The following is an 18,803-nucleotide window of genomic DNA, read 5'->3' as shown; positions in this document are numbered from 1 at the left end:
GGTTAGTTTAAATCTTAACAGGATAATCCAATCCACCTGTTAACAGGTGGATTGGGTTATATAATAATTCAAAATTTTATAGTGTACTTATCCTTTAAGCTATAATTTTTATTGCAGAACGAATTTCCATTTTTGGGCATTGGTACCGTTAGGGGTCCAGATTTGGATTTTTGTACCATTTGCTGTGCTGGAATTATTAACATCCAGGTTTTTAGAAGGTGCATTAGCAGGGCTTAATGTATAATACCCATCTCCTGTGCTGGTTATTTTCCATTTTTGGGCGTTTGTGGCATTGTCCGTATAAATTTGAATCTGCGTTCCATCTGCCGTTCCTGAAGCACTCACATCTAATGCTTTGGTGGGTGCATTTAAAGGTTGCAATTTATAATAACCACTTCCTACACTAACCACTTTCCATTTCTGATTATTAGTTTTAGGGTTATTAGCACTCCACAGTTCTGCCAGGGTTCCATCGGTTGTACCGCTGGCTGTAACATCAAGTACACTACTGTTGTTTAGTGCAGAAATTAGTTGATAGGTAGATCCTGAAACAATGCCTGAAGAGGTTGTTACCGGGTTCATTATTTTGATCAGGTCATTTGTTACTCTATAATCCGGTAATTTGGTTGAGTTATCAGTTGATGATGATAAGTTACAATCCCGATCGGTAGCATAAGAAAATACACCTCCTTTAGTGGTACCACTTGGTTGCCAGTTTGCAAAGTCGTAAGCCCGGCCGGTACCATTGCGTGGATAACTTACATCGTACCAAACGTTGGATGGATATCCATTTTCTTCATAAAATGAGAAACCCGGTATAAATTTACTTGCGGGGATATATGGAGAAAAGGTATTCCAGGTATTTTGAAGTGAACTGGCCGGCCTGCCATATGCCTGTAACCATACGTAGTTAACTAAATCGTAAACCTGCCTGAACATATTATTATTACCATCCTGATTGGTATCAAATGTTAATAGTTTAGTGGTTCCTGATTTTGGCCCTAAATATTGGGATAAAGCCTTATAAACACCCACCATATCTGTTAAGGTAGATCCGGTAGGGTTACTCTCCACATCGATATCATAGCCATCAAATCCGTATTTATTTACAATACTATCCATAATAAGTTTGGCCGTAATATTATAACCCGCGGCATTATGAGCAACACCTGAAGGAATATCTAAATTTCCGGTAACAATAACTTTGGTTCCTTTTGCATGAAGTGCAGGTATGTAAGTATTTTTCATTGCATTTTTTACTGCAACTGGCGAATTGTTGTTAAATACAAATGCTATTGCAATATCTAAACTATCTGGTAAAGACGAAAAAGTTGCGACGTTGGCTGCACCGCCATTGGTTACATCTTTAAACACCCTGAAGAATGCGGCAGATATTTGATGATTGCTTTGTTTATAGGCAATGAGATCGGGATTTGATGTTGCGCTTAGGGCCTGATTGTTACTATTGGCCATATACATCGATCCAATAGCCGGGTTATCGCTATTTAACTGATCGTTTTTTTTACATGACTGCAAAAAAAAGGAACCAACAATTAAAGCAAATGCTGGAACTAAAATTAATTTTTTCATAGGTTCAAATTTGGTTTATAAATGGTTAGTTTAAGGAATCAACAGGGCCAGGGTAATTTAGCCCTGTTGATGGTTTTTTAAGGTTTTTTATCCCACCAAAGTTTGGTGCCTCCGTTATCAGGGCCACCAAGTGTTGCAACCGCTCTTTGATAACCGCCCGGGTTACTATCTTTAAACTTATTGGGAATAGGTAATCTGCGAATAAAAGCAGTAGTAGAAATTGTTCCTCCACTTGCGTTATTAATTACCGGGAATAATTTAGGGTAACCTGTACGTCTGAATTCTGACCATGCTTCTTGTCCGTCAGGATAAGTTGCAATCCATTTTTGTGTAATGATCCGTTCTAATTTTTTCTCTGCATTTGCAGCTGCATCCCATTTAATGGTAATTGTACTTAAATATGGGCTACCGGCAAGCACATCGTTTTGACCGGCAACTACTGCCTTAGGATCAATGTAAGGTTTTGCCGTACTGGTATTATCGGCCAGATAGGTTGTAGCACTTGCAGCGGTTTGCCCCCATTCTTCAAATGATCTTTTTACACCAGTTTCGTAATTGGTTTGTGCATCGCCTGCGCCTGCCCATCCATTTAATGCTGCTTCTGCTTTTAAAAACCATGTTTCGGCTGCACATGATAATTTAGCCATACCATTTGTACTGCTAAAATAATCGCCCGCTGCTGATTTTGCTGCTGGTTTAGAATAACTTCTGTATCTGTCATTATCAACTAGTGTAATACCGTTTCTGATGCCAATAAACTGACCGTTTACGGCCGCATCGGTAGCAGGCAACATATAAGAAGCTAATCTTGGATCGTTGTAACCGCCCAAAATTGATCCGATTGGTGCACCTGCCCGGCAATCACCCCATGCATTAATAATATCATTTATTGGGTGTGCTGAGCCATATTTAATAAATGCGTTTTCGTCATTATTTTCAAGAAGGCCGCCATTTGCAGGGTTAAGTGCTTTTTCGCCCTCCAGTTTTGCTTTTGCTGCATCGGCATAGTTAATTCTTATTGCCAAACGAAGACGTAGTGTATTGGCCAGCTTAATCCATTTATTTACATCACCGCCGTAAACAATATCTGCTGTAGTAAAAACTTTATCATCGCCTGTATTTGCAGTAGCTTTTAAACCTGTAATTGCGGCATCAAGATCAGCAAAAAATGCAGTGTAGGCATCCTTTTGCGAATCGAAGTCTACAGATAAATCTGCATTGGGCTTACCAAATTTGGTATAAATTACCGGTCCATGAATATCAGATACTTTATGTCCTTCGATAACTTTAAGAATGGTTACAAATCCTCTGGTATGATTAAAACTTGTTGAAGGGTAAACTAAAGTACCTGTTTCAAAATTCTTAATCTTTTGCATCACATCATCCAGCTGATTAATCATAATACGATCATTCCAGCCATCTTTCATAAAGTAATTGGTGTTATTATCTCCTCCATAAGTTGTAGGACTCATAAAATAACCGCTATAAACATCTGCATTTAAGTTTTGCTGAAGCTGATAAACCCAGTTGGTTTGATTAATCAGATTTTTTTGCACTTCTCTTAACGGGCCAATCACTTTTGTAAAGTCAGCATTTAATACTTCATCATTTACACCCGAAAGGCTGGTATTATATTCCTCAAAGTTTTTCTTGCAGCTTCCGAACAACATAGCTACTGCCATTGAAAAGCCTATTATTTTTAAATTATTTTTCATTTCTATAATTTTAAACAGATAAAGAAATTTGGTTATTTATTAAAAACCACATTTTAAACTAAACCCTATACTTCTGTATGCTGGTGCTCCAAATACATCAACTCCAACACCGCCCGCATTTACACCCGAAACTTGTTCAGGATCAAACGGAGCATCTTTTTTGAAGAAAAACAGATTTGAACCAATTGCACTCAATGTTAAATCGTGTAATACTTTGCTTTTAACAGGCACACGATAAGCTATAGAAAGTTCTCTTAAACGAATTGCAGTTGCACTGTACATATAAGCTTCGTGGATTACATTTTTTCCACCACCACTTATTGCCGTGTAATAATTTTGAGCTGTGGTTGTACCTGTCCAGGCTGTTCCTGATTCTGTTACCGCATTTGAAACCGTTACACCACCTGCATCACGGGCATCAGCTGATCTTTTGCTTACACCTGCTGCATCATAATACGGCTCTGATAAGCTCAACACCTTACCGCCAAACTTGCCATCAACCAATACATTAAGGGTAAAGTTTTTATAGCTAAAGCTGTTATTCCACCCTATGATGGCTTTAGGATTTGGATTGCCTAAATAAGTATTCTTTTCGTCTCTTTCAGGCGCACCATTTGCATCAACAATAACGTTACCTGCAGCATTTCTTTTAAATGTTGCGCCATAAATATCACCAAATGAACCACCTTGTTTCAAATAATTAAGTCCGCCGCCTGATAAGGTGTATTTTGCGTTAGGATCTGCACTAACTTCGGAAGGGAACAATTGAACAATTTTGTTTTTGTTTCTTGAAAAGTTAAGTCCCGTAGTCCATTTAAAATCATTTTCAACAAATGCTTTGTAAGATAAAGTAGCCTCTAGCCCTGTATTTTGAATGTTTCCGGCACTAATATCACCTTTGGTTCCGGCAGCAACACCACCTGTAATAGAAACATCTTTAAAGAACTGATGTTTGATATTAGATTTATACCAGGTTACATCCAGTGATAATTTATTATTTAATAAACGCCATTCTGTACCGATTTCAATCGTTTGGTTTTGCTCAGGCCTTAAATATAAACCGCCTACTGTAACCGGGGCACCATCAGGTCCAACATAAGTACCGGCATCTATATTAGGTTGAGGATTTGTTCTGTTATCTTCAATTCCATTACCTACTGTTGCATAGGATGCTCTTATTTTAGCAAAATTTACAGCTGTTGGAAACTTAAATAAATCGGTTAAAATAGCATTTGCACCGATCGAGTAGTAGTTATAAGTTTGCTGAGGCGTGAATGCTAAGGTTGAAGACCATTCTTGTCGGTCGGTTAAATCCAAAAACAATTTGTTTTTATAGCCAATTTGTGCACTGGCAAATAAAGACTGTGTTTGAATGTGGTGATTTTCTAACCTTAGATGTCTTCCATTATCATTTGTACCTGGAAAAATAAGGTTAGACATGGCAAAAATGTTTGGATAAGAAAGGAAACCATTTTCTAAGGTTGTATTTAGCTTTTTGCTGTCAGAAATAGAAGCACCTAAAGTAAACCCTAAGTTGAAATCTTTATTCAGGTTTTTATTACCCAGTAAAAGTAAATCGCCATAAAAAGTTTTAGAATCTAATTTATTGTTATAAACCTTTCCGTTAGTACCGCTAATTACTGAAGATGTGGTTGCATATACATCTCTTTCAGCTTCTGAATAATAATAGTTATAGTTACCTCTTGTTTGTACACTTAACCAATTGTTAATAGCATAGTTTAAGGATACAGCAGCATAGGCATTTTTATTGTTGGTTGTGATTGGATTACGGTTCAAAATCCAGTAAGGATTTTGCTGTTCATCAGAACCTGTAAACTTCTTGTCTAAATTAAGATTCCACCAATTTTGCGCATTCAAATATCTTGATGGCGATGCATATTCATAGTTATTTTTGTAATTATCAAAATCCAATCCGCGTGGAAAAAGGTATAATCCCGTTAATGGATTAAAATAAGTGCCTGGATTAGAACGGTTGAGCACTTTTTGCAAAGAGCCCATAAAATTTGCATCAAGTGTTAATTTATCATTAAAAAACTTACTAGAATTTCTAAAATTAATGGTATTCTGATCAAACTTACTCGTTGGAACTATACCTTTATTTGCAGTATTTGAATAAGAGAAAAAATTATTCGAACGTTCATTTCCAGAAGTAAAATTTACGCTGTTAACCCAGGTTGCTCCTGTCTGGAAAAAATCATCTACATAATCAGGTGATGTTCCTTTTGCTCCCCAGCTTTCACGGCTTCCTGCGGTTGCATCAATAGCTCCTGAAGCTGGTGTTGGTGCTGTAGTTTGCAAATAGCTGTATTGTAATTCAGGAAGTACTGAAGCCCTGTCGAAAGTTACACTACTTGAAAAATCAAATTTACTTACTCCATTTTTTCCTTTCCGTGTTGTAATTAAAATTACACCATTACTACCGGCACTACCATATAATGCAGAAGCAGAAGCGCCTTTTAAAAAGTTCACGCTTTCGATATCTTCAGGGTTCATGGTACTTAAAATATCCCCGTTATCTGGCATTGAACTATAAATATCTACGTTTGGACCTCCTGTGGGATTCAAAATAGGCATCCCATCAATTACAAATAAAGGTTGACTGTTGCGTGTAGATTTATCTCCACGCAGCGTTATCCTGGCCGAACCACCGGCACCGCCCGAGGTACGGTTGATTTGCACACCTGCTACTTTACCGTTTAAACTGTTAATTAAATTTGGTGTTTTAACATTGTTTATATCCTCACTTTTAATGGTTTGGGTAGCATAAGTCAAAGTTCTGGCTTGTCTGGTTATGCCCAGAGCCGTTACCACAACCGTTTCCAGATCGTTAGAATCATCTGTTAGCGTTACATTAATAACACTTTGTGTACCAACCGTAATTTCCTTTCTCTGGTAACCAATAGATGAAAATACCAATACATCACCGGCTTTGGCTTGTATGGTGTACTGCCCTGAAGCATTTGTTTGTGTACTCAGCTGAGCACCTTTAACGCTCACGGTTACCCCCGGCACGGTTGTGCCCGTTGCATCTTTTACGGTTCCTTTTACCGGATCCTGATAAAAAGCACTAAAAGATGCTGATGGTTTTAGGTTATTGACAATTTCAGCCGCATATAAACTTGTGGATGCATAAAGCAATAAACATGTTAATTGTAATGATTTTTTCATACTCATTAAGAATAAACTTTGGTTATTATTTGGTTAATTGCAGCACAACCAAAAGGCTCGGCTGTGCAGTTATTAGTAGAGAGCATTATTTTAAATGAATTGCCTACAAGAAAATCGTTTTATGTAAATTATTTTTTAGATGTTTACGGAACGACCTGCTGTTGGTTTATTTTCCCAGCAGCTTGCTGCCCCTGCAATGGCGGCATGCTCATTTAATGTTGATATCAGTACCGGAATTTCTATGTTAAATGTCTTTAATTGCTTAATCACCCATGGAAGAAAATTTTCAGAGGCATTAGCGATATTTCCTCCAATAACAATGGCATCAGCCTTAACTTCTTGCTGAAATACTTTCAAAAAGGCAGCGAGATTATTGGCAAACTCCATAAATATTTCCCTTACCGTTGGACTATAATTATACAATCCAGTCATCACCTTCACATTTAATATGTTAAGTCCGGATATTTCATAATAACGTTTCAAAAACCACCGGGTAGAGAGGTAATCCTCTGCAATGCCATCCAAAAATGGGGAGCACCAAAGATTCGCATCCTTCGCTTCCTTATTTTTTAAAACCGCAGAACCTAAACCTGTACCCAGTGTAATGCCGATTACATTTTCATACCCTTTTGCGGCCCCCGCAAATACTTCGCCGGCTAAAAAGCAAGAGGCATCGTTTTTCATCAAAATATCATCAGGTAAAATATTAAGTGCCCCGGCCAGCATATTTTTAACATTTAAGCCATAAAAGGCTTCATATTTATCATTGCCTGCGATGTAAGAAATGCCCTGATCGTAATCAAAAGGCCCAGGCATGGCAATTCCGAATTTTTCTACTTTTAAACCTGTCTTTTGACAAGCAAGATTTATAGTATTGGTCCAGCTTTGGATAATTTGCTCCGGCTTACCGTGAGAATCTATCCATGTTCGGGTGTATGAATTTCCAAGAAGTGACCTGTCTTCCATATTTAATACGGCCGCGGTAATGTGCGATCCGCCAATGTCTACGCCTAGTACATGTTTATTTGTCATCATTTTTATTGGTTATAGCTTGATCGATTAAGAAACTGAACAGAATAGGTAAATCCTTTTATGTAAAAAGATTTAAAAAACAGAAAAGTATCCTGCAGGTGTTTGCTCATATAGTAAATGGTTTATATTGGTTAGGCTGGTATAAATTATAACCGGAGTTAAAACCAGAGTGCCGTTATTAACAAGAATCTGTTTTTTAAAAAAAATGCCTACAGGCAAATACATTTTTTGAAAATTATTTTTATTTATTACCTTACATTGATCAAATAAATCTGACCGAAATTGAAAGCAGCCAAGCCGGATCTTCTTGTTTTATGGACAAATGTTTGCCTCGGGGATGATGTAAAATCCTTCGAAGCTTTATATCGTTATCTGTATACGGGTTTGCTTAAATTATCGGTCTACTACGTTAACAGCAGAGAAATTGCAGAAGATATTGTTGCAGAGGTTTTTGTGAAGTGCTGGGAAAACAGAAAGGTTAGCACTCATATTTTAAATCCCGAAAGTTACTTTTTCGTTGCCATTAGAAATCAATCCTTAAAACATCTAAAAAAAAATTCGGGTGTTACGTTTATCGATTTAGGAGATACCGGAGTGCATGATCCGGTTAATTATTTTAATCCGGAAAGTATTTTAGAACAAAAGGAACTGCATAAAAAATTAGATGATGCCATAGAGACTTTACCATCTCAGGCTAAAATTATTTTTCGGTTGATTAAAGAAAACGGAATGAAGTATAAAGAGGTTGCGGAAGTTTTGGAAATTAGTCCGAGAACTGTGCAAACCCAATTATTCAGGGCCATTGCCAAACTCAGGTTAATTTTAAGGCCGAGCCAGCAAAATAATGCCGGAGAAGAAATTGCAGAAAGGCTTATAAGTTTGATTATTATACTGGGCATGATATCTTTTTTTAATATTTTGTAGGCAATTTTGGAGCAAACAGGTACTATATAGTATAAACAGGGTAAAAGATAAATGACAGATCAAAGATTTACAGAATTGCTTGGCAAACAACTGACTGGTGAAATTTCGCCGGAAGAATCTAATGAGCTGGAATTATTATTGAGCAGCGACGAAAGCTATCGCCAGGAATATAAATCACTAAATGCCTATTTTGATGAAAAAGAAGGCCCGGATGAGCATATTGATGAAGTTTTTAACCGGATAAAATCCAGAATTGCAATACCCGAACAAGTTGATGAGGAAGTAATTATTAAACCAACCCAGTCAAAACATCATTTTAAAATCTGGTTTCAGATTGCCGCTGTTCTTATTCTTTTTGTAAGTGGCGTTGTGCTTTATAAGAGTTATTTTAATAATGACCGGATTAACTGGCAATCTATTAATGTACCTGCTTCAGAAAAGAAAAATCTTACTCTGGCCGATGGTACAACAGTCACTCTAAATTCAGCCAGTCAGCTTAAGTACCCGGCAAATTTTAAGGGCGATACAAGAGAAGTCTATTTAGCTGGTGAAGCTTATTTTGATGTTAAAAAAGATGCTGAACGTCCTTTTATCATTCATACGGATAAAATACAGGTTAAAGTTTTGGGTACTGCTTTTGATGTTAAAGCCTATCCAAATGATGATTTTACTGAAACTACGCTCATCAGAGGACGGGTTGAAATCAGACTAAAAGATAATACCGCTACGCCATTTATTCTTAATCCGGGTGAAAAATTCGTACTGACCAATCACGACCATAAAGCCAGTTTGAGTAAGTTAACATATTTTTTTGCCGGTGATGTAAATTCAATTATAGAAACATCATGGACCAAACACGAACTGATGTTTAAAAACAATGATTTCGCCTCTATTTCCAGACTTTTTGAAAGATGGTATGATGTTAAAATTGTATTTAAGAACGAAGCATTAAAATCGTTTAAATTTACTGGTAAATTTAAGGGAGAAAGCATTATCGATGCCTTGAAAGCGTTAAAAATGATTGAGCATTTTAATTTTAACGTACAGGGTAAAATTGTTTATCTTTATAATTAAGCAACTCTAACCCAGGTTATGCGCACTCCCTTTTATGAAGCTTGCACAGAAATTACTATTTATAACATTTCTCTTAATTTCAGTAAATAGCTATTCGCAAACAAAAGTTACGCTTGACTTTAAATCTGCAGATTTCGAAAACGTAATTGAAGCCATCCAAAATCAAACGATTTATCATTTCGTTTTTAGCCAATCAAAAATTCCTCAAAAAAAGGTGACCATCCGTGTAAATGATCTTGAGGTTATTCAGGTACTTAATCGAATTTTAAAAAACACAGATTATGAATATGCTTTGCTCCCTAATGCGCTGATTGTAATTAAACCTGTTGCTGCAAACACAAACCAGCCGGATAGCGTAAAGATGTTGAACGAAGTGGTGGTTACTGCTTTAGGCATAGAAAAGGACAACAGAAAAATTGGCTATGCGGTAACTTCAATCAAGGGTAGTTCAATAAGCAGGGCCAGAGAATCCAATATGATTATGGCCCTGCAGGGAAGAGTAGCCGGCTTAAACATTAGCGGCGTTAGCGGAGGTCCCTCCTCCTCTGCCCGGATATTACTCCGTGGCGTAGCCAGCATGTCTGCAGCATCTCCCTTATTTGTGGTTAATGGTGTCCCCATAGATAATAGCCTTCGCGGAAGTGCCAACGAATATGGAGGGGCAGATTATGGTGATGGAATCAGTAACATTAATCCGGATGACATAGAAACCATAACCATTCTTAAAGGCTCTGCGGCATCGGCCCTGTATGGAGCCAGAGCAGCAAATGGTGTTATTCTCATCAACTTAAAAAGTGGTAAAGATAATGCCGGCCCAACCATCGAATATAACACCAATCTTTCTTTAGAAAGCCCGGTGAACCATACGGATTTCCAATATATTTATGGCCAGGGTTCGCAAAACAAACGACCGGTTAATGTTTATAACGCCGCCTCAACCGGAATTTTAAGCTGGGGAGAAAAAATGGATGGTGCACTTAGTCCACAAATTGATGGTTCATCCAAACCTTATTTACCCGCCAAAAACAATATTGCAAATTTTTACAGAACTGCTCCGGCTTTTACCAATACCCTATCTTTGGTTGGTGGCACACATCAAAATATTTATCGTGTTTCCGCTTCCAATCTGGATTATAATTCCATTTTAAAAAACGGGCATCTCAATAGAAAAACTTTCAATATATATGGCTCTTTTGATTTAACAAAAAAACTAACCTTAAGCTTTAATGCCAATTTTATTTACGAAAACAATAAAAACAAGAGCTATTTAAGTGATGGTCCGCTTAATGCAAATTATGGTATTGCCGCTTTAGCAACCAGTTTAGATCAGGCACTTTTAGCACCGGGATATGACGAGGTAACCGGAAATGAAACCCGCTGGAACGCAGACGAATATAAAACGAACCCATATTTCCTGATGAACAAGCAAACTGATTTTGCTAAACGAAACCGCTACATTTCTTCGGCATCAGTAAAATATAAATTTAATAACTGGGCTTCTGTTCAAGGTAGATTTGGTTACGACATTAGTAACGACCATATATTAAGTGTTTTACCAACAGGAACTGCTTTTTCAGTGAGCCGGCAAGGGGGATTAAATGCATTTGATAAATTAAAAACTTCAGAACTAAATACAGATTTCCTTCTTTCTATTAAAAGAGATCTGACTAAGGATTTAAACCTTGATATTTCCTTAGGTGCAAATTATACGGAAAGAAATGGCAATACCAGAAAAATAAAGGGATCACAATTCGTTATTCCTTACCTCTACACGCCAGAAAATTTAATTACCAGAACGAATACCAACACCACCTCAAAAATAGTGACTGAATCTGCCTATTATACTGCCGATTTAGCCTTCAAAAGATTCCTTAATTTATCTTTAACCGGAAGATACGATATCTATTCTACACTCCCCTCCAATAACAGAGGCATATTTGTACCGGGTATTTCAGGAAGTTTTGTTTTTTCTGATCTCCTTTCCATTAAAAACTTAAGCTTTGGAAAGTTAAGACTGGATTATGCAAAAACCAGTGGCGAGCCCATTGTGCCTTACACTACACAGATCTATTATTCATCTGATAATCAGGTTAACGGAGTGCCTGTGGGTAGTTTTTCGAAAGATTTACCAAATTACAATTTAAAACCCTTTACGTTAAGTGAATTTGAAGCTGGTTTAAATTTGAAATTTTTTGGCAGCAGACTTGATATTGACTTTACTTATTTCTACCGGGTAACCCATAATGAAATTATTAATGCCAAGCAATCTATAACAACTGGCTTTACTTCTGCTTATGTTAATTTAGGTAAAACAAAAAACACCGGAACTGAACTTGCCATAGAATATATTCCAATTTTACGCAAGAATAAAAAATGGCAGCTTAACTTTAATCTTACTCAGGTAAAAAACAAATTATTATCGATTGATGGCAGCAGCAATTATACTTTAACAGGTGCCTACCGTCCTTTAAATGCCAATACTGCCTTAGTTGTAGGAAAACCAATTACACAAATTATGGCCTATGATTATCAGCGTGATGATGCCGGCAATGTTATAATTGGGTCTGATGGCATACCTAAACGGGGTGATTTTATCCCGATGGGAAGCACCATTCCTTCATTATATGGTGGCTTAAATAATAGTTTTACCCTTAAACAGTTTAATATCTCTTTTTTAATTGATTTTAGGTTTGGAAATAAAATTTTATCTGCAACTGAAGACTATTCTTATGTAAACGGATTAAATCAGGCCACCATACCCGGCAGAGAAAGCGGAATTATTGCCAACGGTGTTTACGAAAATGGAAACCGGAATACAACGGTTGTAGCCGCCTATAATTATTATCCTGAGCTGGCCAGCAATATTTCTGCATTGTCGGTACTAAATGGAAGTTTTATCAAATTAAGACAGGCAACTCTTGGTTATGCTTTTAAAGAAAGTTTTTTAAAGAAAACACCTTTTAGAAACATTAGTATTGATTTGGTTGGCAGAAATTTATTTACATTGTTAAAATATACAAAGAATATAGATCCGGAGTCTGAGTTTTCCCCTGTACTTGCATACGCAGGTATTGAGGGCGCATCTTTACCTGCCACACGAACCTTTGGTTTAAACGTTAATTTAAAATTTAAGTAATAGCACATCATGAAAAAAGCAATGATTTATATGGCTGGTTTCTTCTGTTTAATTTACTCAGGTTGTTCTAAAGAAAAGTTGGATGAAATAAATACCGATCCGACTAAGGTAACCGAAAAAAATTATGACCCTAATGATTTGCTTTCATCAGCACAGTTAAAATATGTCAATATTGGCTATCATCAGCTGCTTTACCAAAGCACTATGATGCAATTGTTTGCTTCTACCTATTATTACTATAACAATGGCGACAAGTATATTAATGTGGCCAGTTTTACCGATTATCAGGGAAGAATTTTTAATGAAGGCTATGCGCAGGCTTCTACCATTAGAGAAATGCAAAGATTGGCAAGTTTAAAAAACCAGCAGGCCAACTCTAACCTGATCAATATCGGCGACATCATGTTTGTATTAATTTTACAAAGAATAACCGATACTTATGGTGATGTACCTTATTTGCAAGCTGCAAAAGCAATGCAGGGCATTAAATACCCCGTTTACGATAAGCAGGAAGATATTTATGATACCATGCTGCATGATCTTGAAAATGCAATTAACAACCTTGATCCTCAAAAACCTAAACCTACCGCAGATTTATTTTACAAAGGGGATATTGATAAATGGAAAAAATTCGGTTACTCTTTAATGCTTCGGGTTGCCATGAGGCTAACCAAAGTTAACCCGGAAAAAGCCAGAGAATGGGCAGAAAAAACGGTCGGTAAAACTTTCTCCGGAGTTGATGACAATGCTATTTTAATTACAGATATGCTATCTTTTAACAGTCAGAATGGAATCTCTCTTGCCTTAAGAACTTTTTCAGATTATCTGGAAGTTCGATGGAGTAAAACTTTAATAGACCAGTTAAAAAGCACCAATGATCCCAGACTGGGTGTAATTGGAGAAGTTCCGCTGGATGGTTTAGCTCAAAATTCAAATCAAAATTTAAAAGGCAATAATGATCCTGCAGTTCAGATAGGAATGCCAAATGGATTTGATTTGCAGGAAGGCACTACTGATATTCGCAATTCGCCAGGCTACCCCGGCGGCACCGGAACGGGTACGGATTTTGCCCCTTTAGGAAAATATTCAAGACCGAGAACATCGGTTTACCTGAAACTGGGCGGTCCTATTTTTGTAATGACTTACGCAGAAACCGAATTTCTGCTCGCCGAAGCTAAGGTTAGAGGCTGGAATGTAACTGGTACGGCCAAACTTCATTATAACAATGGTTTAACAGCTTCCTTGCGATCCATGAGTCAGTTGGATCCGTTGGCAGAAATAAACCCCACAGTAATCAGCAATTATGTTGCTCAAAATCCCCTGGATGAAAGCAGTATTCAAAATTCTTTTAAAGCCATTAATACACAATACTGGATTACGACCGGAACAAACTTCAATTTTATCGAAGCCTGGTTAAACTGGAAACGCAGTGGTTATCCAGAACTTGTACCTGTTAATTATACCGGCAATGTAACTAACGCTACTATTCCGAGAAGAATGATTTATCTATCTACCGAAATACTGAATAATACCAATAATTACAAAGCTGCGGTAAGCCGCCTGGCAGGAGGCGACGTGTTAACCTCAAGGGTTTGGTGGGATAAATAACCGAATTATTTTTAAGGAATTTAATCGTTGCAACAATGTAACTTTATTGATAAGTTTTCTTTAAAATTCATATCTTGCAACACCAAATAAATAACTCCATTAGTGATTTTAAATTAATAAGAGCAATTACATTTGCCGGAAACGCCAGTTTGTAATTTCATCTGTAGCCTAATTGTTGTTGTTTTCGTTTTACCGACAACAATTGTTTTCAGACGCTTCTAAAAGAATTTATTTTAGCAAATTCTAATACCTCTTTTGCGTTTTTATTTGGGAACCCTATTGTGCCAGATGATGAAGAATAATTTAGATTGCCATTTGACTGCTTATAAATGAAAAAATTAGTTTCAATAGTTATTCCCGCTTACAACGAAGCTGATAATATTTTTGTAATTATAGAAAGTATCAAAAACGTATTTTCAAACCTTAATTACGATCACGAGATTATTCTTGTTGATGATGGAAGTGCAGATCAAACACTCGAAAAAATTAAAGAATATGCTGAAACATCGGCTAATGTCTTTTTTCTTGAATTTTCTAAAAATTTTGGTCACCAATTAGCAGTAAAAGCTGGTATGGATCATGCTTTTGGCGATTGCGTAATCTCTATGGATTGCGATATGCAACATCCACCGGATTTAATTCCTGAAATGCTAAAGAAATGGGAAGAAGGAAATGAAGTGGTTTACACCATCCGCGAAGACGATAAATCCTTATCCAAAAGCAAGAGAAGTTCATCCAGTTTGTTTTATAAAGTATTAAACAATTTATCAGATATTGAACTGGAACCAGGCTCTGCAGATTTTCGCCTTCTGGATCAGAAAGTTGTAAATGTTTTTAGAAATTTTCATGAAAATGAGCCTTTTTTAAGAGGCCTTGTCAAATGGCTCGGTTTTAAGCAATATGCACTAAAATATAATCCTGCTGCCCGCTTTGCAGGAAAAAGTAAGTATACCGTTAAAAAAATGATCAGGCTTGCGTTGCATGGTGTAACTTCATTTAGCATAAAACCACTTTATACTGCAGTTTATTTAGGTTTTATCCTTTCCTTAGCTTCCGTTTTATACATTCCTTATGTACTTTACTCTTTTATAAATAATGTTGAAGTATCGGGTTGGGCCTCCGTAATTATGACTATTGTTTTCTTTGGAGGACTACAATTAATTATTTTAGGCATTATTGGTATATACGTTGGTAAGATGTTTATGCAAACTAAAAATCGTCCGAATTATATTATCCGCTCAACAAACATTCAAAATAAATAAATGATTCTTTTAAGTTTTGATATTGAAGAGTTTGATATGCCATTTGAATACGGCAAGGATATCTCTTTTGAAGATCAGATTGCCATTTCAAGAGCTGGTACTATTTCTATTTTAGATTTGCTGGACAAACATAACGTTAAAGCAACCTTTTTCTGCACAGTAACTTTTGCTGAAAACATTCCCGATTTAATTGAAAGGATTATCTCAAGTGGCCACGAACTGGCATCACATGGTTATTATCACTCTGATTTTAAACCTGAACATCTTTTACAATCCAAATTGAAATTAGAAGAATTATCTGGTAAAGCAATAACCGGTTATCGCATGGCGAGAATGATGCCGGTGGATGAGCATGAAATTTTCAAAGCGGGCTATACCTACAATACTTCCATTAACCCAACTTATTTACCGGGCCGGTACAATAATTTCAACATTTCCAGAACGTATTTCAGAAAGGAAAATGTACTGCAAATTCCGGCTTCAGTAAGTCCGCTTATCCGGTTTCCGCTATTTTGGTTATCCTTTCATAATCTTCCGCTTGGGATTTATAAATTCCTATCCAGCTGGACTTATAAAAAAGATAAGTACCTCAATATTTATTTTCATCCCTGGGAATTTACAGATTTAAGCGATTTTAACCGTTTTGGGTTTCCTGGTTACGTTAGAAAAAACACCGGATCAAAAATGACCGCAAGAATGGATGCATTAATCTTCTGGATGAAGTCAAAAAAATATAGTTTTGGAACGTTTCAACATTTCATTGAGCGTAATCACTTATAATATTCTATTGTTTCAATACGGCTAATCTATAAGAGATGTTATTTCTTATACGTTTCGGCAAGTTTTAATGCATTATAAGTATTAACAATGCCTCCGCTTACACAGATCTCAGAAAAAAATACGCGAACATTCTCGCCTTTTTCATTTTTGTATTTTATCTTATGATTTACTTTCGAAACCGACTTCATAATAATATCCTTAACCTGCACAGGAGTAAAATCGGGATGATAGCTTAAAATTAAAGCTGCAAGACCGGCAACCACCGGCGATGCCATACTCGTACCGTCCAAATCTTCATATTTAGAGTCAGGAATGGTTGAATTTATTAAAAATCCAGGCGCAAATACATCAACGGTATACTTGCCATAGTTTGAAAAATCAGCCTTTAAATTGTCGTCATCTTTATAAGCACTTGCCCCTACCTCAATCCAGTTTTTAGCATGTGGAAGGTTAAATTTAGCCGAATCTAAAGCTAACGGCTTTTCAATAACTCTTCCATCCAGTGGGGGGCGCATCCCCATACCATTTTGCGCTATATTTTTTGGTGGCACAAAGTCAGGTCTGGCTTTTACTTTATGGGCTATTTTGTAGTCTTCAGCTTCTTTACTGTCGAAATATTTATTTGGATAATTCTCATCAACATCATTATTTTGGTTATCATTACCAGCTGCATGCACCAATAAAACGCCTTTAGTTTCTGCATATTTAATCGCTTCATCAACCGCTTTCTTATCCCATTTATAACCTTTCCCAAAACTCATATTAATTACCTTTGCACCATTATCTACCGCATATCTAATCCCATTAGCCACATCCTTATCCCTTTCATCGCCCGTTGGCACTACCCTTATCGCCATAATACTTACATAATCAGCCACACCTATAATTCCCACGTTATTTACCCTGTTAGCGCCAATAATGCCCGATACGTGTGTACCATGCACCGCATCCGGTCCTTTTACATCATTGTTACCATAATCTCTTTGATTTGCATTTGAATAATCATCACCAACCAGTTCCGCTCTTTTATCATATTTAGGATTAAGGTTATATTTAAGCATTGCATCGTATTGCTCGTAACCATCCTTAATATTTTTATAAAACTTCTCGAAACTTCCATCTTCCTTTGCTCCCTTTCTAATAATCGTCTTCACCTGCTCTTCTGTTTCATCATCTGCTTTATACCTGTCAATGTCTTCTAAAGAAGGTATTTTTTTATTATTAATTTTTGCAACAGAATCTAAAACCTTATTAATGGCAATAAGAACCGAAAATGTATTACTTGCATCCTCATATTTTTTACCAAAATCGCCAACCATCTTTTTATATAGTCTAAATTCCTCTTTCTGCGTGCTGTCCAAAGGAGTAAGGTTAGTAGTGGATTGATATTTTGGAGTATAAATTCTTAATAAACGTACCAGTTCAAGGTTGTCAAACTGTAAATTACCTTTTTTGGAACCTATAAAATTCCAGCCGTGTACATCATCAACATAACCATTCCCATCATCATCTATGCCATTACCCGGAATTTCTTTCGTATTTGTCCACAAAACGTCTTTTAAATCCTCATGATTAATGTCTACTCCTCCGTCAATTACAGCCACAATAATTTTTTCTTTTGGTTTTTTATCTTTTAAAACCTCACGGTAAGCCTTTTCCGTACTAATGCCGAAAAAACCACTTTCCAATAAATCAAGATTATGCCAGTTTGCAGGCAGCTGTACTTTTTTACTCTGAGCGAAGGATAATGTTTGTAAGCAAAGGAAAAAGATGAAAAACATCAATTTCTTTAAGTTAGAATTCATCATAACGATTTACGTAATACTGCAATTATACGGTTTTATTGCATCCTGAGGGAAAGATTTATGATTTTTTAACGTATTAAAAAGCATTTTTCATTGGAGATTAAGAAACGATTGCCGGTGTTTTATCGGTACCAGTCGCCCTGCCCTTTATTACAATCTTTTTGGAGCATGGGTTTTTAAAGGTAATTTGCTCTTCACCAAAAAGGATTTCCATGCCGGTCAGGTTTAACTGACCAAAGGCTGTGCTTTATAGGAATAATGCACAAATCATTTCAATTGATGGGTTTTAGCTTGAATGGTTATAAACCAAGAAAACCCTGCAGATTGAACTACAGGGTTTCTTTTAATCTGCTGTTAGCAGTTTAAGATTTGGCACCGACCTACTCTCCCACGTGTTACCGCAGTACCATCAGCTCTGGTGGGCTTAACTTCTCTGTTCGGAATGGGAAGAGGTGGACACCACCGATATAGGCACCTAAATGTTTTTATATCGATTTCAATATTTCAATTCACTATGGGCAAGGCAATAATCAACAGCTATTGATTTAACTATACCCTTGTATATAACCAAGAAAACCCTGCAACTGATAGTTACAGGGTTTCTTATTAATCTGCTGTTAGCAGTTTAAGATTTGGCACCGACCTACTCTCCCACGTGTTACCGCAGTACCATCGGCTCTGGTGGGCT

General features: G+C 36.7%; 11 protein-coding genes and 1 rRNA gene. 6 read left to right on the top strand and 6 right to left on the bottom strand.

From position 1 onward, the window contains the following. Window positions 1-108: 108 nt before the first annotated feature. From O0955_RS15710 to O0955_RS15695, 4 genes are all read right to left on the bottom strand, one after another. Window positions 109-1,590 (bottom strand): EndoS/ChiA family endoglycosidase, encoded by a 1,482-nt coding sequence (locus O0955_RS15710; RefSeq protein WP_269428512.1) that lies wholly within the window; start codon window positions 1,588-1,590, stop codon window positions 109-111. A 77-nt stretch (window positions 1,591-1,667) separates the two neighbouring features. Then, window positions 1,668-3,305 (bottom strand): SusD/RagB family nutrient-binding outer membrane lipoprotein, encoded by a 1,638-nt coding sequence (locus tag O0955_RS15705; RefSeq protein WP_269428511.1) that lies wholly within the window; start codon window positions 3,303-3,305, stop codon window positions 1,668-1,670. Between the two features lie 39 nt (window positions 3,306-3,344). After that, window positions 3,345-6,494 (bottom strand): SusC/RagA family TonB-linked outer membrane protein, encoded by a 3,150-nt coding sequence (locus O0955_RS15700; RefSeq protein ID WP_269428510.1) that lies wholly within the window; start codon window positions 6,492-6,494, stop codon window positions 3,345-3,347. A gap of 135 nt (window positions 6,495-6,629) precedes the next feature. Beyond that, window positions 6,630-7,529: an ROK family protein gene (locus tag O0955_RS15695; protein ID WP_269428509.1), complete on the bottom strand. Its 900-nt coding sequence runs from the start codon at window positions 7,527-7,529 to the stop codon at window positions 6,630-6,632. A gap of 279 nt (window positions 7,530-7,808) precedes the next feature. Between O0955_RS15695 and O0955_RS15690 the strand changes: the two genes are divergently transcribed. The 6 genes from O0955_RS15690 (at window position 7,809) to O0955_RS15665 (ending at window position 16,310) form a co-directional block, all read left to right on the top strand. After that, window positions 7,809-8,450, top strand: a complete 642-nt coding sequence (locus O0955_RS15690; RefSeq protein ID WP_269428508.1) for an RNA polymerase sigma-70 factor — start codon at window positions 7,809-7,811, stop codon at window positions 8,448-8,450. A gap of 51 nt (window positions 8,451-8,501) precedes the next feature. Beyond that, complete coding sequence (locus tag O0955_RS15685; RefSeq protein WP_269428507.1) at window positions 8,502-9,524, top strand: FecR family protein; 1,023 nt, start codon at window positions 8,502-8,504, stop codon at window positions 9,522-9,524. A gap of 34 nt (window positions 9,525-9,558) precedes the next feature. Then, entirely contained in the window at window positions 9,559-12,660 is a 3,102-nt protein-coding gene (locus O0955_RS15680) for a SusC/RagA family TonB-linked outer membrane protein (protein ID WP_269428506.1), read from the top strand. Between the two features lie 9 nt (window positions 12,661-12,669). Further along, entirely contained in the window at window positions 12,670-14,268 is a 1,599-nt protein-coding gene (locus O0955_RS15675) for a SusD/RagB family nutrient-binding outer membrane lipoprotein (protein ID WP_269428505.1), read from the top strand. Window positions 14,269-14,597: 329 nt separating this feature from the next. Then, a complete protein-coding gene (locus O0955_RS15670; RefSeq protein ID WP_269428504.1) occupies window positions 14,598-15,530 on the top strand; it encodes a glycosyltransferase family 2 protein in 933 nt (310 codons plus the stop codon). After that, complete coding sequence (locus O0955_RS15665) at window positions 15,531-16,310, top strand: polysaccharide deacetylase family protein (protein ID WP_269428503.1); 780 nt, start codon at window positions 15,531-15,533, stop codon at window positions 16,308-16,310. 38 nt (window positions 16,311-16,348) lie between these two features. On the opposite strand, the gene O0955_RS15660 is transcribed toward O0955_RS15665, so the two are convergent. Together O0955_RS15660 and rrf are read right to left on the bottom strand one after the other, a co-directional pair. After that, entirely contained in the window at window positions 16,349-18,118 is a 1,770-nt protein-coding gene (locus tag O0955_RS15660) for a S8 family peptidase (RefSeq protein ID WP_269428502.1), read from the bottom strand. Window positions 18,119-18,482: 364 nt separating this feature from the next. After that, window positions 18,483-18,594: ribosomal RNA gene (rrf, locus tag O0955_RS15655) — 5S ribosomal RNA — on the bottom strand. Window positions 18,595-18,803: the final 209 nt, after the last annotated feature.

Origin of the sequence: Pedobacter punctiformis, from assembly GCF_027213715.1 — a bacterium.
Classification (GTDB): Bacteria; Bacteroidota; Bacteroidia; order Sphingobacteriales; family Sphingobacteriaceae; genus Pedobacter; species Pedobacter punctiformis.
Note: the sequence above shows the minus strand (reverse complement) of the source record. Positions and strands in the feature narration are given on the sequence as shown.